Genomic DNA, 24,853 nt, shown 5'->3' with positions numbered 1-24,853 from the left:
CCGTCGTCTGTGCGCAGAACTTGGAAAGCGCCTTAAATCCTGCAGGGCAATTGCTAAACGACATCATCTTCCCGTCGCTCAGCCGGTGAATGTCTAAAGTGGCTTTGGAAATATCTATACCAATGGTATCATCGGGCATCTTCGTCATATCCTATGCTTGTCCTAGAGGGCTTCGTGCCGCTCTGTATCCGTTCAGGCCTGTGGCGAAGGTGGTGGTTGATCTTACTCTGATACGGTCCTCAAAGACCAAGCTCTAAACGATCCAACCACCACCACAGACAAGCATTTCAAAATGCTTGTCTGTGGCTCTTGTTTCGCACAAAAGCTGGGACCTTCATAAGACAAGCAATAAACTCTGTCACCACTGGTAAAATCATGCCCAAACGCCCGCAAAAATCAAGCCCTCTGTGACCGCGCCCCCCAAACGTGCGCCAAGCCCCGGTCCAACGCCAGCGCCCCGCCGCCTTTCACCACCAAAACCAGCAGCAAAAACACCCACAACAACCGCTGGTCCCAGATCAGCGCGCCTGATGCGCTGTCAAACGCCGCCCCCAACGTGTCGCCGCCCACGCCATGCCCCATCACATCGACCACCGATTGCACAATCACAAACCCAATCATCCCGCAGGCCGCCAACCGCGTGAACAGCCCCACCACGATCAACAATGGCAAAATAAACTCTGCCCAAGTGCCCGCCGCGACCACCGCCCAATGAAACACGCCAAACTGGCTGAAATCATATCCGAACGCCTCCGTCGTCTTGGGAAAGATTTGAATATACGCCCCATCCGATGGCAAAAACACGCCCGCCACCCCGGGCCCCAATTTCGTCAGTGCCGATGTCCAGAAATAAAACAGCAACACCGCCGCAAACACCCCCCGCGCCGCCAACGGCAACAGGCCCGCCGCCGATGCCTCGATCCCCCGCACCGCGCCGCTATAAAGTCCCATCACGCGGTCCATCACAAATCCTCCTTCAATCCCACAATCGCACCGCCGCCCACCAACAGGCCCAGCACCACATTCACATCAAACCCGTCGCCCGCCGCCTCAAACGCCGCCCCCACGCTGTCGCCCGCCAGCAACGCTGCCACAAACGCGGCCCCCCCGGTGGGCAACACATGCGCCACGGGGTCAAATTCCGGCCTTACAATCAAAACATCCTCCGCCTGCATCCGTGGCGCAGGCCCGCCCTCCATATTCGCGCGCCAAATCGACAAAACGGGATGGCGCGCGCGCAGCAACCGCACACCGGGGGCCAATACCAGCCGCGCCGCCATAAACGGCTCCGGCCCCAGCGCGCTTAGGTCATGCGCCGCCGCATCCGCCGCGTGATAACTTTCGCGCAATGCTTGTTCCAACCGCGCCACATCGGCCATGTAGGGCAGGTGGGCCAGCGGCGCAAACCCCGCCAAAAACACAGGCATATCCGCGCCATACAGCATCATCATTCGCGTTTGTGGCGGATGGGCGCGCAAAAATACCCCCGCTAAAGCGCGAAAGTACGCCGCCCCCAACAGCTTTTCCAACACCGGAAATCCCGCCGCCAAAACATCTGTTAAACTGCCCGCCACGTTGTTGCGATACACCGAAAACCGCCGCCCCGCAGGCTGGCCCCGCGCATCCACCAGCCCCGCAGGCACCGCCATTTCGGGGTCCAACAGGGCGGCCATAAACCCAGCCTCGCGCATCATGCAGGCACCAAAATCGCTGCCGCGCGGGCCGCCTCGGCTACCAATTCTGGCCAGTCGGGCACGTCGTTATCCCATTCAATCAAGGTCGGGCGCGCGCCTGCTTTGGCAATCACATCCGCATACAGCGCCCAAACCGGGTCCACTACCGCCGCGCCGTGATGGTCAATCAACAGTGCCGCGCCATGATCATCTGCATCGACAAAATGCCCGCCCAAATGGATTTCGCCCACCAAATCCAGCGGGAAATCAGCCAAATACGCCGCCGCATCAAAGTCCAAATTCGCCGCCGACACGAACACATTGTTCACATCCAGCAGCAACCCACAGCCCGTGCGCGCCGCCACCTCGCGCAAAAATTCCACCTCCGCCATCTCGGCCCCCGCAAAGGCCAGATAGGATGACGGGTTTTCCAGCAGCATCCGCCGCCCCAAAACCGATTGCACATGGTCCACATGATCGGCCACGCGCGCCACGGTGGCAGGGGTATAGGGCAGGGGCAACAGATCGTTCAAATAGGCCCCATCATGCGTCGACCACGCCAGATGTTCGGAAAAACTGGCTGGGCGCAGCCAGTCGCACAAATGTTTCAATCGCGCCAAATGCGCGGCGTCCAGCGGCCCCTCGCCGCCAATCGACAGGCCCACGCCATGCACCGAAATCGCGAACCGTTCGGCCAAATGCCGCAGCTGCGCCAAAGGGCGGCCACCGTCGCCCATGTAATTCTCGGCATGAATTTCCAGCCAAGTCACAGCCCCCGGCGCCGCCAAAATATCGTTGAAATGCTGGGCCTTATAGCCAACACCCGGACCATTCGGCAGGGCAGGGGTCACAGCATCAACCATAACGCGTCCTTTCAAAATGCGCCCCCCGCCAGTCGTGGCAGGGGTCAATCACATGCGATCTGGGGCAGATCAGCCCGCCATGTCGCGGTCCAGCGCCTCAAGGCTGCCCATGCGGCCTTCTGGCAATTCCATCGTGGTGCAAGTGCCCGCTGGCACCAGCGACCATGCGTTGCCCTGATAATCCACCTTGGACGACCCGGCGCAGGTGGTGCCTTCGCCTGCCGCGCAACCGTTCTGCCCGGCCAAAGCCACCCCAAAACATTTTTCCTGCGATTGTGCAGAAACGGGGGCCACAGACGCGGCAAGGGCAGCAGCCAAAGCGCCAGCAACGGCAAGTGTTTTTGTGTTCATCATGGTAAAATTTCCCTTTTCAGCTGTTAAACCCGATCGCTCTGTTGCGATGTCTTAGTGCTAGCGCGCCTTATCGGTAACCTGCCAATCACAGGGCCGTGTGCAACGCCCGCGTGACCAAGTGTTACAAATCGCCGCACAATCATAGCATGAAAAAAGCGCCGGCAATGCGGCGCTTTTTATATTTATATCATTGGTTTAATCACTTCATATCTGGCGGTGTCGCCTCATCCACCAGCATCGGCACAATCGCTTCAAATGTTTCAGAATGGGTGTTTGCCTCGCCCAAACGGCGCACAGAAACCGTCCGTTCCTCCACTTCACGCATCCCCACCGCAAGGATTGTGGGAACTTTTCCCACCGAATGTTCGCGAATCTTATAGTTGATCTTTTCATTGCGCAGGTCAACTTCGGCCCTGATTCCCGCCGCGTTCAGCGCCGCTGCCACCTCCATCGCGTACTCATCCGCGTCTGACACAATCGCCGCCACCACCACTTGGCGCGGGGCCAGCCAGAACGGCAATTTCCCTGCGTGGCTTTCAATCAAAATCCCGATGAACCGTTCAAACGACCCCAAAACCGCGCGGTGCAGCATGATGGGCCGATGTTTCGCACCGTCCTGCCCGATATAGCTGGCATCCAACCGCTCCGGCAGGTTCGGGTCCACTTGTAACGTGCCGCATTGCCAATCGCGGCCAATCGCATCGGTCAGCACAAATTCCAGCTTTGGCCCATAAAACGCGCCTTCGCCTGCAAAAATCTCGTATTCATGCCCCGCCGCCGTCACCGCTGCGGCCAGTGCGGCCTCGGCATAATCCCAACTGGCCTCGGTCCCAATCCGCTTTTCGGGCCGGGTGGACAGTTTGATGCGCCATTTATCAAACCCCAAATCGGCATAAATTCCGGACAGGAATTGGATGAACTTCACCCCTTCCGCCTCAATCTGGTCCTCCATGCAGAAAATATGCGCGTCATCTTGGGTAAAGCCGCGCACCCGCATGATGCCGTGCAAGGCACCGCTGGGCTCATAGCGGTTACACGAGCCAAATTCCGCCATCCGCAGCGGCAAATCGCGGTAGGATTTCAGGCCCACGTTGAAAATCTGCACATGGCAGGGGCAATTCATCGGCTTCAGCGCGTTCACGGTTTTCTCGCGCGCGTGTTCCTCGTCCACTTCCACGATGAACATGTTTTCTTGGTAATTTTCCCAATGCCCCGATGCTTCCCACAGCTTGCGGTTCACCACTTGCGGCGTGTTCACCTCCACATACCCATCGGCGCGTTGCTTGCGGCGCATGTAGTCTTGCAAGGTCGTGTAAATCGTCCAGCCGTTCGGGTGCCAGAAAATCTGCCCCGGCGCTTCCTCTTGCATGTGAAACAGGTTCATTTCGCGGCCCAACTTGCGGTGGTCGCGCTTCGCCGCCTCCTCCAGCATGGTCAAATGCGCTTTCAAATCGTCGCGGTTCTTGAACGCCACGCCGTAAATGCGTTGCAACATCGGGCGCGAACTGTCGCCGCGCCAATAGGCCCCTGCAACCGACATCAGCTTGAACCCATCCGCAGGCAACTGCCCCGTATGCTGCAAATGCGGGCCACGGCACAGGTCTTGCCAGTGCCCGTGCCAATACATCCGCAACGCCTCATCGCCGGGGATGGAGTGGATCAGCTCCACCTTATACGGCTCCCCCTTTTGTTCGTAATGTGCAATTGCGCGCGCCCGGTCCCAGGTTTCGGTGCGAACAGGGTCGCGCAAGTTGATGATTTGCTTCATCTTCGCTTCAATCGCGCCCAGATCCTCGGGCGTGAAAGGTTCGGTTCGGTCAAAATCGTAATACCACCCGTCTTTGATCACCGGGCCAATCGTCACCTTCACATCCGGCCAAATCTCTTGCACCGCGCGCGCCATCACATGCGCCATATCATGCCGGATCAATTCTAGCGCAGGCGCGTCATCGGTCATGGTGTTCAGCGAGATCGCGGCGTCCGCCATAATCGGCCATTGCATATCAAAATGCGCGCCATCCAAGGTCGCCGAAATCGCCTTTTTCGCAAGGCTTACGGCAATGGATGCCGCCACTTCGGCAGGCGTCACACCCGCTTCAAAATTACGGATATTGCCATCAGGAAAGGTCAGGGAAATCTGGGCCATTTGGGCCACCTCCTCGGTTTGGCGCCCACGATGCGCCCGGTTGCGGGTTATGAGCCGCCTCTATCCGGGGTGCTGCCAAAAATGTCAACCAAGCCCGAAATTTTCCCGAAAAACCAACCCCGTCTTGGCCCGCCCCCAACGCTGGTCTATAGCAACCAAAAGACCGGAGCCTGCATGACACCCGCCTTCCTAACCACCGCGCAAAACCGCCGCATTGCCTATCACCAAACGCCGGGCCAGGATGCTGGGGCGCAGGGTCCGGGCGTGGTATTTCTTGGCGGTTTTCGCTCCGACATGAACGGTTCCAAGGCGCTGCATTTGCAAGATTGGGCGCAGTCCACAGGCCGCGCCTTCCTGCGGTTCGATTATTCCGGCCACGGCCAATCCTCGGGCGATTTTCTGGACGGCTCTATCGGCAATTGGGTGCAAGACGCGCAAACCGTGATTGAAACCCTGACCACAGGCCCGCAAATCCTCATCGGGTCCTCAATGGGCGGGTGGATCGCGCTGCTGCTGGCCCGCGCCATTCCCCACCGCGTCCACGCCCTGATCGGCATCGCCGCCGCCCCCGATTTTACCGAAGACAGCATGTGGGCCAATTTCACCCCCGTCCAACGCGACGACCTTGCCAGCGGCCAAATCGACCTGCCATCGGATTACGGCCCCTACACGATCACCCAAAACCTTATCACCGATGGCCGCAAAAACCTCGTCCTGCGCAGCCCCTTAAACCTGCCATTCCCCACGCGCCTGCTGCAAGGGACGGCGGATACCGATGTTCCCCCCGCCGTCGCCCTGCGCCTGATGGATCACGCCACCTGCGTTGACTTGCGCCTGACGCTGGTCAAAGGCGCCGATCACCGCTTTTCCACCCCCGAATGTCTCGATCTGATCACCGCCGCGCTGACCGACCTGCACCCCAATGACTGACCCCCTCATCCTTATTCCCGGCCTGATGTCGGACGCCCGCCTGTTCGCTGCCCAAATCACCGACCTGTCGCGCGGCCGCCCCGTCACCATCGCCCTGCCGCTGCATGGCAACACGATTGAAGATATTTCCGCCGCCATCCTCGCCACAGCCCCCCCCCGTTTTGCCGTGGCGGGGCTTGGCCTTGGCGCGCATATCGCCCTTGATTTGATGCGCCGTGATCTTACCCGCATTACCAAGGTCGCTTTCCTTTCCGCCGATCCGCTGGGCGAAACCCCCGATGCCGCCGCCGCCCGTGAAAAGCGGATGATTCTTGCGCGCACAGGCCGCTTGTTTCAGGCGATGCAGGATGAACTGCCCGCCCGCGCGCTGGCCGATACCGACACCCGCGAAACCCTCATGGATTTGGTCGCCGATATGGCCCAAACCCTTGGCGCAGATGTGTTCATCGCCCAGTCGCGCGCGCTGCAACGCCGCCGCGACCAGCAAAAAACCCTGCGCCGCGCTACTATGCCCGCGCTTATTCTTGCAGGCGCAAAGGACACGCTGGTCACCCCGCGCAGGCAGGCCTTTATGGCCGACCTTATGCCAACCGCCCGCGTGCAAATCATTGAAAACGCAGGGCATCTGCTGCCCTTGGAACAGCCCGCAGCGGTGACCAAGGCGCTGATGAACTTCTTTCAGGGCCCGCTTATCCTGCGTTAACCCCACCCATGGCGCATAAAAAAAGCCCCCGCGATTGCAGGGGCTTTCAAAGTCTGTTGCGAAAATTAGGACGCCGCTTTGGCCTTGCCCAAGGTTTCGGGGGAATTTGCTGCAGTTTCAGCCATTGCTGTCACGGGCGCATTTTCACCCGAATGGGCGTCAATGAACTTCAACACCAGCGGACGAATGTTCAAACGCCAGCTTTTGCCCGCGAAAATCCCAAAGTGGCCCGCGCCCGGTTCAAGATGCTGCGTTTTTTTCGAATCGGGCAGCCCGGTGCACAGATCCAGCGCCGCAACACATTGGCCCGGCGCGGAGATATCGTCATTTGCGCCTTCCACGGTCATCACGGCCACTTTCGTGATCGCGCCCATATCGACTTTCTTGCCTGCCACCACAAACTGGTTCTGCGCAATCTCGCGATTTTTGAAAATGCGTTCCACCGTCGACAGATAAAACTCGGCAGTCATATCCATGACGGCCAGATATTCGTCATAGAAGCGGTTGTGCGCGTCGTGATCTGACGCCTCGCCGCGCGCCACGCGCAGGATTTGCTCTTGAAACGCTTTGCCGTGCCGTTCGGAATTCATCGAGATGAAGCTTTGCAGCTGCAACAGCCCCGGATACACCATCCGCCCGGCACCTTTATGCTTGAAACCAACGCGCTGGATTGCGGTCTGTTCCAGTTGGCCCATTGTCACGCGGCGGCCAAAATCTGTCACTTCGGTCGCGGCGGCATCTGGGTCCACCGGGCCGCCGATCAGGGTCAGGCTGCGCGGTTGCGCGTCTGGGTCCTCGGCCGCCAGATAGGCGGTTGCGGCCAACGCCAAAGGCACGGGCTGGCATACGGCGATCACATGGGTGTCTGGCCCCAATTCGCGCATAAAATCAACCAGATACAGGGTGTAATCTTCGACATCAAACTTGCCGGCCGATACGGGAATATCGCGCGCGTTGTGCCAATCTGTTACATAAACTTCGCAATCAATCAGCAGGCTTTTCACGGTGGACCGCAGCAGCGTTGCATAATGGCCCGACATTGGGGCCACCAGCATTACCTTGCGCTTCATCGGCGCGCGGCGGCGCACCGAAAAATGCAGCAAATCGCCAAAGGGGCGTTCGACCACTTTCACAATATCCACCAAATGATCGGTGCCATCAGTGCCCACGATCGACCGCAGACCCCAGTCCGGCTTTTCCACCATCCGGGCAAAACTGCGCTCCATCACTTCGCCCCAGGCGGCGGTCAATTGGATCGCTGGGTTCATCGTCAAAGCAAAGGCTGGATAGGACGCCATCGCCTTGGCCGATGCCCCAATCCACGCATTTGTGTTGCGCGCACTTTCCATAAGGTCGTAGGTCATCATATACTTCATGCTATCTCCAAGGCCTTTCGGGGCTGCGGCGATGTGGTCTTGGTCCAAAATTGGCCCAAGATCTGTATGCTGCGTTGCGGCGAATATAGGGGGGAGTTCTTAATATGGCAACAACTCAGAATGAGGGCGACGAACGGCTGGACAAACTGACCGCCAACCTTGCCAGGGTCGAAGATCTTTCCAAACGCCTCACCGCTGCCTTGGCCCATCGCAAAACCGCCGACACTGCCCTGTCCGGTCCGGGACAAGAGGTGTACATGAAAGCCGCCACCGCTTTTGTCGCCGAAATGATGCAAAACCCCTCCAAAATGCTGGAAAATCAAGTCGGCTATTGGGGCAAAACCCTAAAGCACTATGTTGACGCCCAGCATGTTCTGCTGAAAGGTGAAATCAAGGCCCCGGCGGATCCAACCCCAAAAGACAAGCGGTTTTCCAATCCGCTGTGGGAAGATCATCCGTTTTTCAATTACCTCAAGCAACAATATATGCTGAACGCCGAAATGATTTCCGGCACTGTGGACAGTTTGGAACACTTGGAACCGAACGACAAACGCAGCGTCGAATATTTCACCCGCCAAATCGTCGATATGATGTCGCCCACCAATTTCTTGGGCACCAACCCCGATGCGCTGGAACGCGCGGTCGCCACCGATGGCGAAAGCCTTGTTGCGGGTCTGGAAAACCTTGTCCGCGATATAGAGGCGAACAACGGCGATTTATTGGTGACGTTGGCCGATAAGCAGGCGTTCAAAGTGGGCGAAAACATTGCCACCACCCCCGGCGCGGTCGTCTATCGCAACCATATGATAGAGCTTATTCAATACAGCCCCACCACCAAAACCGTGCATGAAATCCCGTTGATCATCTTTCCGCCGTGGATCAACAAATTCTACATCATGGACCTGAAACCGCAAAACAGCCTGATAAAATGGGTTGTTGATCAAGGATTTACGCTGTTCGTCGTGTCATGGGTCAACCCCGATTACACCTATGCCGACGTGGGTATGGATGACTATATCCGCGACGGTTACCTGCGCGCGATGGCCGAGGTGCGCAGCATTTGTGGCACCAAACAGGTCAACGCTGTCGGCTATTGCATCGCGGGCACCACGCTGTCGCTCACCCTCGCGCATCTGGCAAAATCGGGCGACGATAGCGTGAAATCCGCCACCTATTTCACCACCCTCACCGATTTCTCTGATCCGGGTGAGGTGGGCGTGTTCTTGTCCGATGATTTCGTTGACGGCATCGCGCGCCAAGTCGCCGTGGACGGCATTTTGGACAAATCCTTTATGTCGCGCACGTTTTCATTCCTGCGCTCCAACGACCTGATCTATCAACCCGCGATCAAAAGCTACATGATGGGCGAGGCCCCGCCAGCCTTTGACCTTTTGTATTGGAACGGCGACGGCACCAATTTGCCCGCCAAAATGGCTGTCGAATATATCCAAGGGCTGTGCCAACAAGACGGCCTTGCGCGCGGCGTGTTCCCGGTGTTCGGCGACCCCGTCCAACTGTCCGCCATCACCTTGCCCATCTGCGCCATCGCCTGCGAAACCGATCATATCGCGGCGTGGAAAAGCAGCTACCGTGGGTTTGCGCAGTTCGGCTCAAACAACATCACCTTCCTCATGGCGCAATCGGGCCATATCGCGGGAATCGTTAACCCCCCCACCAAGCTGAAATACGGCCATTACACCAACCCGGCCCCCCTCACGACCCCAGAGGATTTCATCGCAAACGCCACTTTCCATAAAGAAAGCTGGTGGCCCACATGGGGCAAATGGCTGGCCACCCAGTCCGGCGATCAAATCCCCGCACGCCCCCCCGGCGGCCCGCAAAACCCAATTTTGTCTGCTGCCCCCGGCACTTACGTTGGCGCCATTCCTGCCACGCGCCCCGAACCGCACGCCGATCCGGTGACCTAACGGCAAGCCATGCACCCCATGCAACGCTGCGTTGCGCAAAATCTATGCCGCAACGCAGAAAAACACTTGCAATGCCGCAGTGCAGCATCTACATAGGGTCTATCGAGAAAACGCGGATTGCCCGCCGGATAGGAGACTTTCAAATGACAAAGACCCCAGACATGACCAAAATGGTTCAAGACATGATGGCAGCGTTCCCAGTGGACAATGCAGCCTTCACAAACGCATTCAAAACCCAAGCTGCTATGGCTGAAAAGATGTCCAAAGTCGCTTTGGAAGCTGCTGAAAAGTCGACCGAAATTTCGTCCAAATGGGCAAAAGACACACTTGCAAAAGTGTCCGGCGTGACCGCTGCCAAGGCAGACGCTTCCGAATACACCAAAGCCGCAACAGACTTCGCATCTGCTGCATCCGAAATGGCTGCTGAAAACATGGCTTCTTTCGCTGAAGTTGCGAAAAAAGTTCAGATGGAAACTGTTGAGCTGATGCTGGCTGCTGGCAAGGACATGTCCGAAGAAACCACCGCCGCTGTGAAAAAAGCGACTGCTGATGCACAGAACGCTGCGAAAAAAGTGGCTTCCGCTGCAAAGTAAGCGACCTCGGGCTGGCGTCCGGCTTCCTCCCTGTCGTTAGACGCTGTCAAAGGGCGGGCTTTACAAAAAGCCCGCCCTTTCCTTTTTTGCTGCACTGCCGTACCCTTTACGCCAACGCAGCATTACCAACAGGGGGCATCATGGCCGAAACCGACAAGCCGCTTTTGATCAAGCGCTACGCGAGCCGCCGCCTCTACAACACCGAAACCTCGGACTATGTGACGCTGGATGATATTTCCGGGTTCATCCGCTTGGGCCGCGAGGTGCAGATCATTGATCTAAAATCCGGCGATGACCTAACGCGCCAATACTTGCTCCAAATCGTGGCGGAACAGGAAAACAAAGGCCAATCCGTCCTTCCCACCAATGTTCTCAATGACTTGGTGCGCAGCTATACCACGGGTGTCACCTCTATCGTGCCGCAGTTTCTTGCTTCCTCTTTCGATATGCTGCGCGACAGCCAGTCCAAAATGGTCGAAAATATGACCAAGGTTCCCAACTCCATGGCCTCCGTTCCGGGGTTTGACGCGATGCGCAAACAGCAAGAGACGTTTTTGAAATCCATCATGGGCGGTGCCGCTGGTTGGACTGCAAGCGCAGAAAAACCAACGGAATCAGCCGAAACCAGCGCGGCGGCAGAGCTGCGCGAGATTAAAGCCCAATTGGCCGATCTGCAAAAGAAACTGTCTAAACTTTAACCAAATCGGTCGCGCAGCCCGTACCACGTCATCGCTGCCGCCAACAGCGGCCAGCGCAACGCAGCCCCGCCGGGGAATCGCGGCTGGGGCAGGGCGGCCATCACATCAAACCCGCCCGCTTGTCCGCGCACCGTCTGCGCCAACAGCTTGCCCGCCAGCGTTGCCATCGCTACCCCATGCCCCGAATACCCCGACGCAGACACCACATTGTCGCGCGACCGAATGAAACACGGCATCCGGTTCATCGTAATCGCCAACGTCCCGCCCCAGGCATAATCAATCCGCGCGTCGCGCAGCTGTGGATAAATCGCCAGCATCGGTTTGCGCACAGTTTTCACAATATCAGGGAATCGATAGCCATAGGATTCGCCCCCGCCAAACAGCAGCCGTTTGTCGTCCGACAGCCGCCAGTAACTCACCACGAATTTGCTATCGGCCACCGCGATATTTTCCGCCAAAACGGCAGCATAATCGCCCAACGGCTCCGTCGCCACGATGAAATTGTTTATCGGCATCACCCGCGCTGCCACCTTTTGGTCCAAGCCCGCCAAATACCCGTTGCCCGCCAAAATCACATGCTTACAGCTTACCCGCCCGGTCGCGGTTTGCACAACCGTATGCAATCCATGTACAATTTGATGAACTTCCGACCGTTCAAATATCCGCGCCCCCGCCGCCACGGCCATGCGCGCAAGGCCCAAAGCGAAATTCAGCGGGTGCAAATGCCCCGCGCCCCGGTCCACATCGCCGCCTTTGAATGCCCGCGACCCGATCAGCCCTTCGGGTAACGGTTCCACCTGCAAATACCCATAATCGCGCGCTAATTTCTCGGCCATCCCGCGCCCGTGGTCCACCTCCGCTTGGGTATAGCACGCATGCGCCACGCCCGCGTGAAACGGCACACCCATGCTGGCCGCCAATTCCCGCACCAGCGTTTTGGCCTCCTCGCCCATATCCCACAGCGCGCGCGCAGGTCCAATTCCCGCCAGTTTTTCCAGCGCGTCTTGCTCCAACCGCTGCCCGGACCCCACTTGCCCGCCATTGCGCCCCGACGCGCCAAACCCGACCCGGTGCGCCTCTAACAGCACTACAGACAGCCCCGCTTGCACACAATGCAGTGCCGCCGACAGCCCGGTATATCCGCCCCCCACGATGCACACATCCGCCACCGTTTGCCCCTTTAACGGCGCAAATCGGTCCAACGGCGTGGCCGTGGCCGCGTAATAAGACGGCGGGAATTCCCCCGGTTTATCGTTGGCATACAGCAGGTTCATACGTTCAACAGCAAATGCTCCCGCTCCCACGGGCTAATAACCTGTTGAAATTCCTTGTATTCGTTGCGCTTTACGGAATCATAAACCTTGCAGAACTCCTCACCCAAAACCTCTTGCAAGGCAGGGTCCTCCTCCAACAAATCCAGCGCATCGTTCAGCGTATAGGGCAGGTCGGTTTCAATATTATATGCGTCCCCGGTACATTCCGCGCGCGGCTTGGTCGCTTCAATCAGGCCCAAATACCCGCAGGCCAAACTGGCCGCGATGCCCAAATAGGGGTTGCAATCCATCCCGGCCAAGCGGTTTTCCACCCGCCGCCCTTCGGCCCCCGAAATAGGCACGCGCAGCCCCGTGGTGCGGTTGTCGCGCCCCCATTCAAGGTTAATCGGTGCCGCAAAATCGGGCACATAGCGGCGATAGCTGTTCACATAAGGGGCCAGCAGCGCCACCGCACCCGGCAGGTGATTCTGCATCCCCGCGATGAAATGCATAAACGCCTCTGTCTCGGACCCATCGGGTGCCGAAAAGATGTTTTTGCCCGTCGCAATATCCACCACCGAATGGTGAATATGCATCGCCGACCCCGGCTCGCCCTCAATCGGTTTGGCCATAAAGGTGGCAAAACAATCATGCCGCAGCGCCGCCTCACGGATCAGCCGCTTAAAGAAAAAGATCTCATCCGCCAACCGCACCGGGTCACCGTGGGCCAAGTTAATCTCCACTTGCCCCGCGCCGCCTTCTTGCAAAATCCCGTCAATCTCCAGCCCCTGCGCTTCGGCAAAGTCATAGATATCGTCGATCACCTTGCCATATTCATCCACCGCCGACATGGAATAGGCCTGCTTGCCCGCCGCCCTGCGCCCCGACCGCCCCATGGGGGGCAATACGGGCATATTGGGGTCCAAATTCCGCGCGGTCAGGAAAAACTCCATCTCCGGTGCGACCACGGGTGCCCAGCCTTTGGCCGCATACAGCGCCAAAACCCGTTTCAACACATTGCGCGGCGCGATGGGAATGGGGTTGCCCGCTTGGTCTTGCGCATCATGGATCACCTGCACCGTCACATCCGCGGTCCAAGGGGCGGCCGTGGTGGTGGAATAATCCGGCACCAAAACCATATCCGGCTCGGTGAACTGCCCGCCGGGGTTGTCCGCCCATTCCCCGGTGATCGTTTGCAAAAAGATCGAATTTGGCAGGTAATAATTCGCCTGCGTGGCGAATTTCGACGCAGGCATCGCCTTGCCCCGTGCAACCCCCGCAATATCGGCGATGATACACTCCACCTCATCCAAGCGCCGCCCCGCGATATAGGTCGTGGCCGCGTCGGGCAAATGTTCGGTCCAATTGGTCATCGTAACTCTCCGGTTCTCAACATCTCAGGCCCGTTCCAACGACACGCGCGGCCGCTTGAAAAATTCCGCAATCTGCCCAGCCACGGCGCTTTCATCCAACGGCATCCCCAGTCGCTCTTGCGCCACAGCCAGCAACGGGTCTGGCACCACCCCCTTGCCGCGCACCCGCATCAACCCATCGACAAACTCCGCCCGAAACTCCGGGTGCGCCTGCACGGTGAACATGCGGTCATCATACAACAACGCGGCATTGGCGCAAAAATCATTGCCCCCCACCACGGTCGCAGCTGCAGGCCGCGCCACCACTTGGTCTTGGTGCCACGCGTTCAACACCACGCGCCGCCCTTCAAAATCATATTCCGTAGCACCCACAGCCCACCCGCCCGCATATTTCTCCACCCGGCCCCCCATCGCTTGCGCAATGATCTGGTGGCCAAAACAAATCCCCACCATGGGCACATGCGCGCCATAGGCCGCCCGAATAAACGCCTCCAACGGCGGGATCCACGCATGGTCCTCATAGACGCCGTGCTTGGACCCGGTGATCAACCACCCCTCACATTCCGTCACATCGTCCGGAAACACCCCATCCAACACCCGCCACGTCTGAAACGTAAACCCATGCCCGCCCAGCATCCGCACAAACAAATCGGGATAATCCCCCAATTCCCCCAACAGCTGGTCCGGGGCCGCGCCTGTCTGCAAAATGCCGATCCGCATAAATATCCTATGTGTTGCTTGGCCCCAATCCTACGCGCTCCCCCCCCCGCGCGGCAAGGGGGGAAACGGCCCACGCCCCCTTGCCCTTACGCCCTTCAAAGCGCAGCATAGGACAACCGAAACAGGAGGCCGCCATGATCGAAATTAGCCCCAGCAAAGTCGTGCAAATCATCTTCCAAGCCCGCGAAGGCCATGTGGCCGCCCGAGAGCTTTCTGCCTTCATCGAAAACCTCAACGTCGATGAACAGGCCCACCTCACCGCCATCGCCTGGATCGGCCGCGGCAGCTTTGAGGTGGAGGAATACGCCGAGGCGCTGCACACCGCGCGCACAGAAAAAACCACCCCCACCGCCGATTACCTCATGGGCATGCCCCATCTTGCCGAAAACCTAGAGGCGGGCCTCGACGCCATGGGCGTCGACGTGGACGGCGAAGAGGAGGATCTCTTGTGATCCGCGCCACGCTCATCACCCTCATCCTAACCCTCGCGGCCCCGGCATTGGCCCCGCCCGCCATGGCCGAAGTGCGCTTGGGCAAAAACGTCCGCATCGGCGGGCATGACGCCTCCAATCAAACCTTCACCAAAACCAAACGCGGCGAATATAACATCACCACCACAGCGCCGAAAAACCCCGGCTGCAAGTGGCGCAAAAACAAAGACGGCTCCAAAACCAAAGTCTTCAATTTGCAAAAAAGCAGTGACCCCTTTCGGCTTGGCTTAAATACCTAAAAAGGGGCGGTGGGTTGCACCCACCCTACGTTTTGCACCCACCCTACGTTTTGCCCCCACCTTTCGTTTTATACGGCCCGGTTCGCGTGGCGTAGGGTGGGTGCAACCCACCGCCCGCCTCACCCTTGCCAAACCGCGCGCTTTTCCATCACCCGCACAAACCGCACAGACGCCACCCCTTGCGCCAACCACGCCTGCACGCGGGGCAGGGGCAGGGCCGCAAACCACGCCGCATCAATCATCGCAAATTGCCGCACAAAGGGCAGCAGGGCGCAATCTGCAATGCTGGCCCGCGCAAACACCCAATCCCCCAGCGCCGCCTCCAAATCTTGCAAAAACGCAACCGCCACGCCCCGTGCTGCCGCCACATCGCCGGGCGCATGGCGGCTGGCATATTTCACTCGGTCCAGTGCTGCCTTAAACGGCCCATCACAGCGCGCAATCCAATCCCAGCCTGCATCGGGCATCTCCAGCCACCCCTCGGGGTCATGCTGGCGCAGCGCCCAGATCATCACCTCCAGGCTTTCATCCACCACGCCCGCATCTGTCACCAAACAGGGCACCGTCCCTCTGGGCGACGCCGCCAAAAACGCCGTCGGCTTGTCGCGCAGCAAAATCTCGCGCGTCTCCACCACCACGCCCGCCACATCAATCGCCAGCCTTGCGCGTATCGCATAAGGGCAGCGGCGAAACGAATATAAAACCGGGGTCATCAACCACACCTCTCGCCCAACCACAGCATCAGACCGCCAAACTAAGCCCCGTCAAACTAAGCCCCGCCAAACGCCCGCCAAACCACACCCGGCCTAGCGCGCGCGCAAACACTATGCCACACCACAGCTACGCACCAAAAGGCCGCATATGCCCCAAACCCCGCCCATCACAAAACCCCAAATCATCAGGCCCCAAGCTGCAAGGCCCCAACCCACAAAGCCCATGCCGCGCCGCGCCGAACTCATCGGCATCGCCGCCATCCTCATGGCCACCATCTCGCTGTCGGTCGACATCATGCTGCCCGCCCTCGCCACCATCGCGGCCGATCTGGGCGCGGTCGACAACCAGCGCCAATGGGTCGTCACCGCCTTATTCATCGGCCTCACCATCGGCCAACTCATCTTTGGGCCCTTGTCCGATTCCACAGGCCGCCGCCCCGCCATATTCGTGGGCATCGCGCTGTTCACCCTTGGCAGCGTGCTGTGCGCCACGGCCACCAGCTTTTCGGGCCTCATCGCGGGCCGTATTTTGCAAGGCATCGGGGCGGCTGGCCCGCGCATCGTCACCGTGGCCATCATCCGCGACCGCTTCGCAGGCCCGGCAATGGCCCAAGTTATGTCGATCATCATGGGCATTTTCATCCTTGTCCCCATGCTCGCGCCTGCTTTGGGCCAAGGGTTGCTGGTGGTCATCTCATGGCGCGCCCTGTTTGCGCTGCTCCCTGCCTTGTGCATCGCGGGCGGCGTTTGGCTGTTTTTGCGCCAACCCGAAACCCTCGCCGCCCCGCGCCCCTTCTCGGCGCGCGCCCTTATCACGGCGGCGCGTGAGGTGCTGACCAGCCCCAAACCCATGGCCTACACCCTTGCGGGGGCGGGCTGTTACGGGTCGATGATGGGCTATGTGAATTCCAGCCAGCAATTGTTCCAAGATTTGTATGGCGCGGGCCACCTTTTTGCCGCCCTTTTTGGCCTGTGCGCGGCTTTCATCGCGGCTGCCACCCTGATCAACGCCCGCCTCGTGCTGCGCTTCGGGATGGAGGGGATTTGTATCGCAGCCATGACCGCCCTTCTTCTTTGGTGCGCAGGCTTTTGGGCGCTCGCAGCCATCACCGGGGCCGCCGTGCCGCTGTGGGGCTTCATGCTGTTTAACTGCGTGACCCTGTTTCTCATGGGCCTGACCTTTGGCAATTTCAACGCAATCGCGCTTGCCAATCTGGGCCATATCGCGGGCCTTGCCTCTGCCATTCTGGCCTCGCTCACCACCGCGCTGAATTTGATGATCGCGGCGGTGATCGGGCTTTCTTTCAACATGACCGCCTATCCCATCGCAATCGGCTATACGGTCTGCGCGGTGGTGTCGCTCACCCTCATGCTCTGGGCGCGCCGCAAAGATTAATTTTGTCTAAACGAAAAAAACGAAACCTATGTTTTTCAATGGCTTAATCTGCGCATCGCGCGCGATGCGCAGCCCAAATCGCGCGCAATTCACACTGTATCCAGATACAATTCCAGCTGTTCCTCGGGGTTCAACTCCGCCAAATAATGCATTTCCTGCCGCTTGGTCAGGGCATAATTCCTAATCAAATCGCGGCTGAAAATGCGGGGCATGATGGTGGAATTTTCAAAGGCCGCAATCGCCGCCCCCCATTCGGTCGGAATCTGCGCCAACCCCGGCTGGGCATAGGCATTGCCCGAAATCGGGTCCGGCGGCTCCACCCCATCCTCAATCCCGTTCAGGGCCGCGCCCAAAATCACCGCCAGCATCAAATAGGGGTTCACATCCCCCCCCGCGACCCGATGTTCAATCCGCCGCGCCGAGGTGGAGCCTGACGGAATCCGCACCGCCGCCGTCCGGTTTTCATAGCCCCAACAAATCGCAACGGGGGCGTGGGCATCGGGCACCAACCGCGCATAACTGTTGCCATGCGGGGCAAACAGCAACGTCGAATCCGCCATCGCAGCCAAACACCCCGCCACCGCATGCCGCATCAAGGCGGTGCCTTTCGGCCCACCACAGTCGAATATATTGGCCCCGTTTTTGTCGAGGATTGAAAAATGCGTGTGCAGCCCAGACCCCGAATATTCCGGATAAGGCTTGGCCATAAACGACGCGGCAAACCCGTGCCGGCGCGCCAGCCCCTTGACCAGCATTTTGAACAGCCACGCATCATCCGCCGCCCGCAACGCATCATCACAATGCATCAGATTGACCTCAAACTGCCCCAACCCGGTTTCTGAAGTCGACGTGTCCGCTGGAATATCCATCGCCTCACACGCATCATAAAGATCGGTAAAAAAGCTATCAAACGCATCCAACGCCCGGATCGACAACGTCTCCGCCGCTTTCCTGCGCTTGCCCGACCGGGGCGAGGCGGGCACTTGCATCTTTTTCCCGCTGTCATCAATCAAGAAAAATTCCAGCTCCATCGCGCAAACAGGCGTCAACCCCCGCGCCTTGTACCGCGCGACCACGGCCGCCAAGGCCTGCCTTGGGTCGCCCTCATACGGCTGGCCGTTTTCATGGAACATCCAAATCGGCAGCAAGGCTGTCGGCGCCTCCAGCCACGGCATCGGCATAAAACCGCGTTCAGTGGGGCGCAAAACCCCGTCTTGGTCGCCTTGTTCAAACACCAACGGGCTGTCGTCAATATCCTCGCCCCAGATGTCCAAATTCAGCACCGAAAACGGAAACCGCGTGCCATCCGACACCGCTTTATCCGCAAACCGCGCCGGAATCCGCTTGCCCCGCGCTTGCCCATTCAAATCAGCCGCGGCCACACGGATCGTGCGCACCTCAGGATGTTTGCGCAGCCAGTCTTTCATATCTCACCTGATGATTTGGGGGCGCAATTTCACGCGCGACCGCTCGTTGGACGGCAAATGCCTGTTCAGCCGCCGATTGATAAGCCCAAACAACCCAATCAACCCCATCGTCAAAACGATGAAGTAAAACGCGACAATGGGGTAAGGAATGAAGGGGTTGAACGTTTTGTCGACAAAATAGCTGGCATAATACAGCGCGTCACCTTTCTGCGCGAAGGCCGGAAAGCCCGAGAAAAACACCAGCGTGGTCGCATGAAACAAAAATATTGCCTCATTGGTATAGGCGGGCCACGCCAGCCGCAGCATGGTCGGCCATTGCACGCGCGCAAACCGCGCCCAGCCGGTCATGCCATACGCATCCGCCGCCTCCAGATCGCCCTTGGGGATGGACCGCAGCGCGCCATAGAAAATCTCGGCAGAATAGGCGGCGGTGTTCAAAAACAGCACAATCAACGCCCCCGCCCAGGCCCGCGACAGCCAGCTGACCTCGGCGGTCATCCCGAAAATCTCAATCCCACCGCGGGGCAGCAGCACCAGCGCCTCGTACGCCAGAAAAAACTGGATGAACAAAGGCGATCCACGAAAGATGAAAATGAACCATTCAGCGGGTTTGCGAAACGCAGGCTGGCGCGATGCTTTGGCCAACGCCAGCGCATTCGCAAAGAAAAAACCAAACGCCAAGGCCAGCACGCCAAAATAGATATTCCACAGCATCCCCGACCCGATCAGGGTGAATTGCTGGCACAGCGTGAAATCGCCGCGCGGCAACAAACGCTCGCCCACGCCCATCGACCGCAGGCCGTAATCGGCGATGGTCTGAAGGCAGCTCATGCAATCCCCTTTCGCTGCGCTTCACCCGCAGCGGTCGCTTGGCCCCGGCTAAGGTGGTTTTGCAAACGGTTCAAATAAACTTCAGACAGCTTGGTCATACACAGGTAAAACACCAGCAAAAACAGGAAATAATACAGCCGCCAATCGGGGTGCGGATAATCAAACGCACCGGTTTTCATGCCGCCAAGTTCGCGCGCCCAATACACAATATCTTGGACACCCAGCAAAAACAAAAGCGGCGTCGCCTTGATCAAAATCAACCACAGGTTCGACAATCCGGGCAGCGCAAACACCCACATTTGCGGCACCAACACGCGGTGGAACACTTGGCGGGGCGACATGCCATACGCCTCGGCGGTTTCCAGTTGTGTGTGGGGCACTGCCTGCATCGCGCCGTAAATCACATTGGCCGCAAACGCCCCAAACACCAGCGCAAACGTCACCACCGCCAGCGCAAACCCGTAAAGGGAATGCCACACTTGCGCCGCCGAATTGTTCGGCACTTTCGCCTGCGGGCAGACCCGGAATTCCAGACCATTGCGAATGGGGTCGGTCCAATCGGGGCAGCGCACTTGATGCACGGCCCATTCGATGCCTTGGTCCAAAGCAATGACAAAGAACAGAAAAAACACAATATCGGGCACGCCGCGCACCATCGCGGTGTACCCTTTGCCAATAATGCGCAGTGGCAAATGCTGTGACCGGGCCAGCATCGCGCCTCCGAAGCCAAAGGCAAGAGCTGTGGGGGCGGTCACGGCCAGCAACACCAGCACGGTGACAAAGGACCAATAGAAATCGAAATGCTTGCCTGTGGTCAGGTAGCAGGCCAGCCAGTTCAGGCCGTCAAGGAGGGATGGGTCGGCGCAGCTTAAAAACATAAAAATTCCGATGTGGCAGCGCACGCCTTTTCCACGGAAAAGGTCCTAAAAGGGTGCGCTGCCGCAGGTTTAGATCAGATCAAAACGTCACTGCTTTTTCGCCAAACCACTTGGTGATCAGGGTGTTCAACGATCCGTCCGCCTTCATCGCGGTGATGCCTGCGTTGAACTTTTCCACCAATTCGGTGTCGGATTTGCGCAGGCCCATGCCCACACCATCCCCGATCTGCACTTCGGTCCCGGCCCAAGCGAATTTGCCAGCGGATTCGTCCAAAATTGGGACCAGATAATCCTTGTCGGCAAACACTGCGTCCGCTTCACCGTTGCGCATTGCAGCCACGGTTTCATCCGGGGTCGCAAATTCCAACAAGGTCGCGCCGCTGGCGGCCACATGTGCGGCCTGCACTGTGCCGGTTTGGGCTGCAATCACGCCCTTCATCACATCGGTGCCCGCATCCAACGCCATATAGGCAGAGCTTGCGGGCGGGATGTAGTTTTGGGTGAAGGCCAAAACCTCGGCCCGTTCGGCGGTGATGTTCATGCCCGCGATGATGGTGTCATAGTTGCCAGATTGCAGGTTGGGGATAATCCCGTCCCAATCGGTGGTCACCCATTCGCAGGTCAGCGCCGCCATTTCGCACAGCTTGTCGCCCAGCTCGCGTTCAAACCCGTCAACTTCGCCTTTGTCGTTGATGAAGTTGTAGGGAGGGTAGGCGCCTTCGGTGCCCATGCGCACAGTTTGCGCCATTGCAGAACCGGCAGTCAGCGCCAAAAGCGCGGTGGTCAAGATCAGGTTTTTCATTGTCGTCTCCCGTTGGTTTTTTTGATAGGTCTTTGTGCCTTAGCCGCCCGCAGAAATAAAGCCGCGCAAGCGGTCCGATTGCGGATTTCCAAACAATTGGTCAGGCGGGCCTTCTTCCTCGGTCCGGCCTTGGTGCAAGAACACGACATGGTCCGACACATCGGCGGCCAATCGCATGTCATGGGTGACCAGCAACATCGTGCGGCCCTCCTCGGCCAGCGCTTTGATCACGCGCACCACCTCTTGCTCCAACTCGGGGTCCAAAGCGGATGTGGGTTCGTCAAACAGCAGGGCGCGGGGTTCCATGCACAGCGCGCGCGCAATGGCTGCGCGCTGTTGTTGGCCGCCCGACAGCATCGCAGGCCACGCATCGGCCTTGTCGCCAATCCCCACCTTATCCAAATAATAGCGCGCCTTTTCAGCCACCTCGGCCGGGTCACGTTTCAGCACGGTCACGGGCGCTTCCATCACGTTTTGCAGGATGGTCATATGCGCCCACAGGTTGAACTGCTGGAACACCATCGACAAATTGGTGCGGATACGGGTGACTTGGGCACGGTCGGCGGGGTGGCGTTTCAACCCCTCGCCGCGCCATGCAACCGCCTCGCCTTCAAAGGTGATGGTGCCGGCCTGACTGTCCTCCAGCAAATTACAGCAGCGCAGCAAGGTGGATTTTCCCGATCCCGATGATCCGATCAGCGAAACCACATGCCCGCGCGGGGCCACCATATCAATGCCTTTCAGCACCTCCAAATTGCCATAGCTTTTGTGCAAGCCCCGGATTTCAATGACAGGCATGGCGCTGTCGGCATCAAGGCCAGAATCAATCGCAGGGCGGGTTTGGGCAGTCACAACAAGCATTTCCTTTTGGGGTGCGGCGGTGTTGCCAAATTAGGGCGCAAAAAAACGGGCTTTGCAACCCACTACGCTTAGGGGGCGCTGCGTCACCGGCGGTTTCGATCTGGTTTCAGGCGGGCGGGGCCGGGTTTGGCACCGCCATATACTCCGCCGCTGGAATAGCAACCATACCGCGCAGGCCCAGAATCGCCCGCATCTCGGGCGGCAGCCCGGCGATGGTTTGTGCCAACACGTCAAAAATCACGCACGCTGGGTTCTGGCGCGCCGTGATAAAGGGCAGGCCCGGCGTGGGCATGGTGCGCGCCACCACGCGCAGCCCCGCCACCGCCGGTTCCACCCGCTGCAAATGCCGCCAGGTCACCGCGTCCACCGCCCCCAGATCGGCGCGGCCATCGGCAATCGCCAAAGCGGTTTCGCGGTGTGCGCCCGTCAATGGCCCCGCAGGAAAGTGCAGCCCATGTTGTGCTGCATGGTTTTGCGGGGCCGCCCAACCCGATTGCGACATCGCTTCATTATAGGCCAAGGGCGTGCCGTCAAACGCGGCCAAATCGCTGCGCGGGTCCGTCGCGCGGGCGATAAACAGGCTGCAATAATACCCCGGCGCACAGCCCTCCACCGCGTAATCGGGCGTCCCGACCAAACCCACATGGGGCGCAAGGCGGGCACGAAACGGATAGCCACAGGTTTGCGCCAACACCAAATCTGGCGATTGCCAGATGTCCCAAAGGTCCCGGCCGCGCGTCAAATGGGCGGGTGCTGCCACGCCCGCAGCGCGCAACCCATTTGCAACCTGTGCCCAAAAGGCATCATTTGCGGCAGTCATATCTTCAAAATCATACATCGGCAGCGCCGCAATCACGCTTGCGCAGCCTTTTGCCGGGCCAATGCCGACTGCTGATCTGTCAGCCCCAAAAGGTTGGATACCAGCCGCATCAACTGATCTTCGGCGGCGTCCCGCGTGGTGTCGGCCAGCGCCACGGACCACATGGCCTGCACCAGTTCTGCGCGATCCTCCAACGCGGTCGCATCCTTTAGCGCGCGGGTAAAGCGGACGGTGTCAGGGGCTTGCGCCTCCAACACCTCGGCTTGGGCGCGCAATTGGGCAGCGGCGCTGGGCGACAGCGCATGGCGCGCGGCCAAAACCCGGTCAATCCGCGCCACCTCACTTGGGGCATAGTCGCCATCAGCGCGGGCAAGCCGCACCAACAAGGCCGCCAGTGCCAAAGCGGCGTCGGGTGCGGCCAAACGATCTGGGGTCGGGGCCGTCAAACGGCGAAGGAGTGCTTCAAACATTGTGGTGACATAGTCGGTTGTTGCCCGTTTGCCAATCAACAGTGCAAAAAATTTGCGGGGCGGGGTGATTTTCACCGGGATTCACCTTCTGTTAATCCATTTTAGGAAAGGTGAACGGCAGGTAACCAAAAGGCATCCTATGGATTCGGACCTGTTTGATCATGTTGCAGCGCGGCCCGAACCCGGCCAACCCGATCTCTCGGCGGTGGAACGTCTGGCGTGGCTGCGCTTGATCCGGTCGCGGCGGGTGGGGCCTGTCACCTTTCACCGCCTGATCGCGGAACATGGTACGGCGTCTGCTGCGCTGCTGGCCTTGCCTGACATTGCGGCGGCCGCTGGGGTGGAACAGTACAGCATTTGCCTGGTGGAGGTGGCGCAGCATGAAATGATGCTGGGCCGCGTTGCGGGTGCGCAGATGATCTGCTGGGGGGAGGCGACTTATCCCACAGCACTTTATGACCTGAACGATGCGCCGCCCCTGATTTGGGCGCTGGGCGATGTTCGCTTGCTGAACCGGCCCGGCGTCGCGATGGTGGGGGCGCGCAACGCCTCCAGCCTTGGAGTGCGGATGGCGACACGGCTGGCCGAAACGCTGGGCGAACGCGGGTTTGTCACCATTTCTGGCTTGGCGCGCGGCATTGATGCGGCGGCGCACAAGGCGGCATTGGCGCTGGGCACCGTGGCGGTGCAGGCGGGCGGCGTGGATGTGATCTACCCCGAGGAAAATACGCAATTGGCGCTGGATATTGCCGCCAAAGGCTGCCGTATATCGGAACAACCGATGGGCCTTGCGCCACAAGCCCGCCATTTCCCCCTGCGCAATCGGTTGGTGTCTGGGCTGTCACTTGCGGTGGTGGTGGTGGAGGCGGCGGCGCGGTCTGGCAGCCTGATCACCGCGCGCAACGCGCTTGACCAAGGGCGAGAGGTGCTGGCAGTGCCCGGCCATCCGTTTGATGCCCGCGCGGCGGGGTGCAACATGCTGATCCGCGATGGGGCCACCTTGGTGCGGTCATCGTCAGATGTGATTGAGGCGATTGGCACCTGTTTGCCGCAAGCCGCCGCTCCACCGCGCCAACCTGTGCCGCATCCCGCCCCGCTTCCGGGTCCAGTCCCCGCGCGCCGTCCGCTGGCGGATATGTCCAACCTGCACAGCCAAATCCTTGCCCGCCTTGGCCCCAGCCCCTTGGCAGAGGATCAATTGATCCGTGATTTGGCGATGCCGCCGGCCCAGATCACGCCTCAGTTGCTGATGCTGGAGCTGGAGGGCAAAGTGCTGCGCCAACCCGGCGGGCTGTTGTCGCGCGCGGTGTAAGGT

General features: G+C 59.3%; 26 protein-coding genes and 1 pseudogene. 9 read left to right on the top strand and 18 right to left on the bottom strand.

Translation table 11 applies throughout. From position 1 onward, the window contains the following. The 6 genes and pseudogenes from BMY36_RS21020 to thrS form a co-directional block, all read right to left on the bottom strand. A pseudogene (locus tag BMY36_RS21020) lies at positions 1 to 148 on the bottom strand (IS110 family transposase); the annotation flags it as partial. A 248-nt stretch (positions 149 to 396) separates the two neighbouring features. After that, positions 397 to 963, bottom strand: coding sequence for a DoxX family membrane protein (locus tag BMY36_RS11090; RefSeq protein WP_050518594.1), 567 nt, complete (start codon positions 961 to 963; stop codon positions 397 to 399). Further along, positions 963 to 1,694 carry an HvfC/BufC N-terminal domain-containing protein gene (locus tag BMY36_RS11085; RefSeq protein ID WP_050518593.1) on the bottom strand — a complete coding sequence of 244 codons (732 nt, stop codon included), beginning with the start codon at positions 1,692 to 1,694 and terminating at the stop codon, positions 963 to 965. The genes BMY36_RS11090 and BMY36_RS11085 overlap by 1 nt, the downstream gene beginning before the upstream one ends. Beyond that, positions 1,691 to 2,536 carry an MNIO family bufferin maturase gene (gene bufB / locus BMY36_RS11080; protein ID WP_050518592.1) on the bottom strand — a complete coding sequence of 282 codons (846 nt, stop codon included), beginning with the start codon at positions 2,534 to 2,536 and terminating at the stop codon, positions 1,691 to 1,693. Before bufB ends, BMY36_RS11085 begins: the two co-directional genes overlap by 4 nt. Positions 2,537 to 2,605: 69 nt before the next feature. After that, positions 2,606 to 2,890, bottom strand: coding sequence for a BufA1 family periplasmic bufferin-type metallophore (locus BMY36_RS11075; protein ID WP_050518591.1), 285 nt, complete (start codon positions 2,888 to 2,890; stop codon positions 2,606 to 2,608). A gap of 199 nt (positions 2,891 to 3,089) precedes the next feature. Further along, positions 3,090 to 5,036, bottom strand: a complete 1,947-nt coding sequence (gene thrS, locus BMY36_RS11070) for a threonine--tRNA ligase (protein ID WP_050518590.1) — start codon at positions 5,034 to 5,036, stop codon at positions 3,090 to 3,092. 174 nt (positions 5,037 to 5,210) lie between these two features. On the opposite strand from thrS, the gene BMY36_RS11065 reads away from it, so the two are divergent. Continuing rightward, positions 5,211 to 5,966 carry an alpha/beta fold hydrolase gene (locus tag BMY36_RS11065; protein WP_050518683.1) on the top strand — a complete coding sequence of 252 codons (756 nt, stop codon included), beginning with the start codon at positions 5,211 to 5,213 and terminating at the stop codon, positions 5,964 to 5,966. Next, positions 5,959 to 6,669, top strand: a complete 711-nt coding sequence (locus BMY36_RS11060) for an alpha/beta fold hydrolase (RefSeq protein WP_074818721.1) — start codon at positions 5,959 to 5,961, stop codon at positions 6,667 to 6,669. The genes BMY36_RS11065 and BMY36_RS11060 overlap by 8 nt, the downstream gene beginning before the upstream one ends. Positions 6,670 to 6,734: 65 nt before the next feature. On the opposite strand, the gene phaZ is transcribed toward BMY36_RS11060, so the two are convergent. Further along, positions 6,735 to 8,045, bottom strand: a complete 1,311-nt coding sequence (gene phaZ / locus BMY36_RS11055) for a polyhydroxyalkanoate depolymerase (protein ID WP_050518588.1) — start codon at positions 8,043 to 8,045, stop codon at positions 6,735 to 6,737. A gap of 104 nt (positions 8,046 to 8,149) precedes the next feature. Between phaZ and phaC the strand changes: the two genes are divergently transcribed. From phaC to phaR, 3 genes are all read left to right on the top strand, one after another. Then, on the top strand, positions 8,150 to 9,973 hold the full coding sequence (phaC, locus tag BMY36_RS11050) for a class I poly(R)-hydroxyalkanoic acid synthase (RefSeq protein ID WP_050518587.1): 1,824 nt from the start codon (positions 8,150 to 8,152) through the stop codon (positions 9,971 to 9,973). A gap of 143 nt (positions 9,974 to 10,116) precedes the next feature. Further along, entirely contained in the window at positions 10,117 to 10,566 is a 450-nt protein-coding gene (locus tag BMY36_RS11045; RefSeq protein WP_050518586.1) for a hypothetical protein, read from the top strand. A 140-nt stretch (positions 10,567 to 10,706) separates the two neighbouring features. Further along, a complete protein-coding gene (phaR, locus tag BMY36_RS11040; RefSeq protein WP_050518585.1) occupies positions 10,707 to 11,264 on the top strand; it encodes a polyhydroxyalkanoate synthesis repressor PhaR in 558 nt (185 codons plus the stop codon). Here the strand turns inward: phaR and BMY36_RS11035 are convergent. The 3 genes from BMY36_RS11035 to BMY36_RS11025 are packed head-to-tail and all read right to left on the bottom strand — an operon-like array spanning position 11,261 to position 14,610. Next, positions 11,261 to 12,538 carry an NAD(P)/FAD-dependent oxidoreductase gene (locus tag BMY36_RS11035; RefSeq protein WP_050518584.1) on the bottom strand — a complete coding sequence of 426 codons (1,278 nt, stop codon included), beginning with the start codon at positions 12,536 to 12,538 and terminating at the stop codon, positions 11,261 to 11,263. The two genes, phaR and BMY36_RS11035, sit on opposite strands and share 4 nt — an antisense overlap. Next, positions 12,535 to 13,890 (bottom strand): glutamine synthetase family protein, encoded by a 1,356-nt coding sequence (locus BMY36_RS11030; protein ID WP_050518583.1) that lies wholly within the window; start codon positions 13,888 to 13,890, stop codon positions 12,535 to 12,537. The genes BMY36_RS11035 and BMY36_RS11030 overlap by 4 nt, the downstream gene beginning before the upstream one ends. A 24-nt stretch (positions 13,891 to 13,914) precedes the next feature. Further along, positions 13,915 to 14,610 carry a type 1 glutamine amidotransferase gene (locus BMY36_RS11025; RefSeq protein ID WP_050518582.1) on the bottom strand — a complete coding sequence of 232 codons (696 nt, stop codon included), beginning with the start codon at positions 14,608 to 14,610 and terminating at the stop codon, positions 13,915 to 13,917. Positions 14,611 to 14,744: 134 nt separating this feature from the next. Between BMY36_RS11025 and BMY36_RS11020 the strand changes: the two genes are divergently transcribed. Then, on the top strand, positions 14,745 to 15,062 hold the full coding sequence (locus BMY36_RS11020; RefSeq protein ID WP_050518581.1) for a DUF3775 domain-containing protein: 318 nt from the start codon (positions 14,745 to 14,747) through the stop codon (positions 15,060 to 15,062). Continuing rightward, positions 15,059 to 15,340, top strand: coding sequence for a hypothetical protein (locus tag BMY36_RS11015; RefSeq protein ID WP_217646619.1), 282 nt, complete (start codon positions 15,059 to 15,061; stop codon positions 15,338 to 15,340). The genes BMY36_RS11020 and BMY36_RS11015 overlap by 4 nt, the downstream gene beginning before the upstream one ends. A gap of 119 nt (positions 15,341 to 15,459) precedes the next feature. On the opposite strand, the gene BMY36_RS11010 is transcribed toward BMY36_RS11015, so the two are convergent. Then, a complete protein-coding gene (locus BMY36_RS11010; protein WP_050518681.1) occupies positions 15,460 to 16,053 on the bottom strand; it encodes a glutathione S-transferase N-terminal domain-containing protein in 594 nt (197 codons plus the stop codon). A gap of 223 nt (positions 16,054 to 16,276) precedes the next feature. Between BMY36_RS11010 and BMY36_RS11005 the strand changes: the two genes are divergently transcribed. Then, positions 16,277 to 17,449: a multidrug effflux MFS transporter gene (locus BMY36_RS11005; protein WP_050518580.1), complete on the top strand. Its 1,173-nt coding sequence runs from the start codon at positions 16,277 to 16,279 to the stop codon at positions 17,447 to 17,449. A gap of 89 nt (positions 17,450 to 17,538) precedes the next feature. Here BMY36_RS11005 and BMY36_RS11000 read toward each other — a convergent pair whose 3' ends face one another. The 7 genes from BMY36_RS11000 to BMY36_RS10970 all read right to left on the bottom strand — a co-directional run bounded on the left by BMY36_RS11000 (position 17,539) and on the right by BMY36_RS10970 (position 23,538). Next, entirely contained in the window at positions 17,539 to 18,876 is a 1,338-nt protein-coding gene (locus BMY36_RS11000; RefSeq protein ID WP_050518579.1) for a glutamine synthetase family protein, read from the bottom strand. Positions 18,877 to 18,879: 3 nt separating this feature from the next. Beyond that, complete coding sequence (locus BMY36_RS10995) at positions 18,880 to 19,707, bottom strand: ABC transporter permease (RefSeq protein WP_050518578.1); 828 nt, start codon at positions 19,705 to 19,707, stop codon at positions 18,880 to 18,882. Then, positions 19,704 to 20,585 carry an ABC transporter permease gene (locus BMY36_RS10990; RefSeq protein WP_050518577.1) on the bottom strand — a complete coding sequence of 294 codons (882 nt, stop codon included), beginning with the start codon at positions 20,583 to 20,585 and terminating at the stop codon, positions 19,704 to 19,706. The genes BMY36_RS10995 and BMY36_RS10990 overlap by 4 nt, the downstream gene beginning before the upstream one ends. A gap of 79 nt (positions 20,586 to 20,664) precedes the next feature. After that, a complete protein-coding gene (locus BMY36_RS10985; protein WP_050518576.1) occupies positions 20,665 to 21,387 on the bottom strand; it encodes a transporter substrate-binding domain-containing protein in 723 nt (240 codons plus the stop codon). Positions 21,388 to 21,426: 39 nt separating this feature from the next. Further along, positions 21,427 to 22,239 (bottom strand): ABC transporter ATP-binding protein, encoded by an 813-nt coding sequence (locus BMY36_RS10980; RefSeq protein WP_050518680.1) that lies wholly within the window; start codon positions 22,237 to 22,239, stop codon positions 21,427 to 21,429. Positions 22,240 to 22,354: 115 nt separating this feature from the next. Next, positions 22,355 to 23,104 carry a phosphate/phosphite/phosphonate ABC transporter substrate-binding protein gene (locus BMY36_RS10975; RefSeq protein WP_074818718.1) on the bottom strand — a complete coding sequence of 250 codons (750 nt, stop codon included), beginning with the start codon at positions 23,102 to 23,104 and terminating at the stop codon, positions 22,355 to 22,357. Then, positions 23,101 to 23,538, bottom strand: coding sequence for a tellurite resistance TerB family protein (locus tag BMY36_RS10970; RefSeq protein ID WP_050518678.1), 438 nt, complete (start codon positions 23,536 to 23,538; stop codon positions 23,101 to 23,103). The genes BMY36_RS10975 and BMY36_RS10970 overlap by 4 nt, the downstream gene beginning before the upstream one ends. A gap of 139 nt (positions 23,539 to 23,677) precedes the next feature. Between BMY36_RS10970 and dprA the strand changes: the two genes are divergently transcribed. After that, positions 23,678 to 24,850, top strand: coding sequence for a DNA-processing protein DprA (gene dprA / locus BMY36_RS10965; protein ID WP_082224757.1), 1,173 nt, complete (start codon positions 23,678 to 23,680; stop codon positions 24,848 to 24,850). Positions 24,851 to 24,853: the final 3 nt, after the last annotated feature.

It is taken from the genome of Pseudorhodobacter antarcticus, assembly GCF_900110135.1.
Taxonomy (GTDB): domain Bacteria; phylum Pseudomonadota; class Alphaproteobacteria; order Rhodobacterales; family Rhodobacteraceae; genus Pseudorhodobacter; species Pseudorhodobacter antarcticus.
Note: the sequence above shows the minus strand (reverse complement) of the source record. Positions and strands in the feature narration are given on the sequence as shown.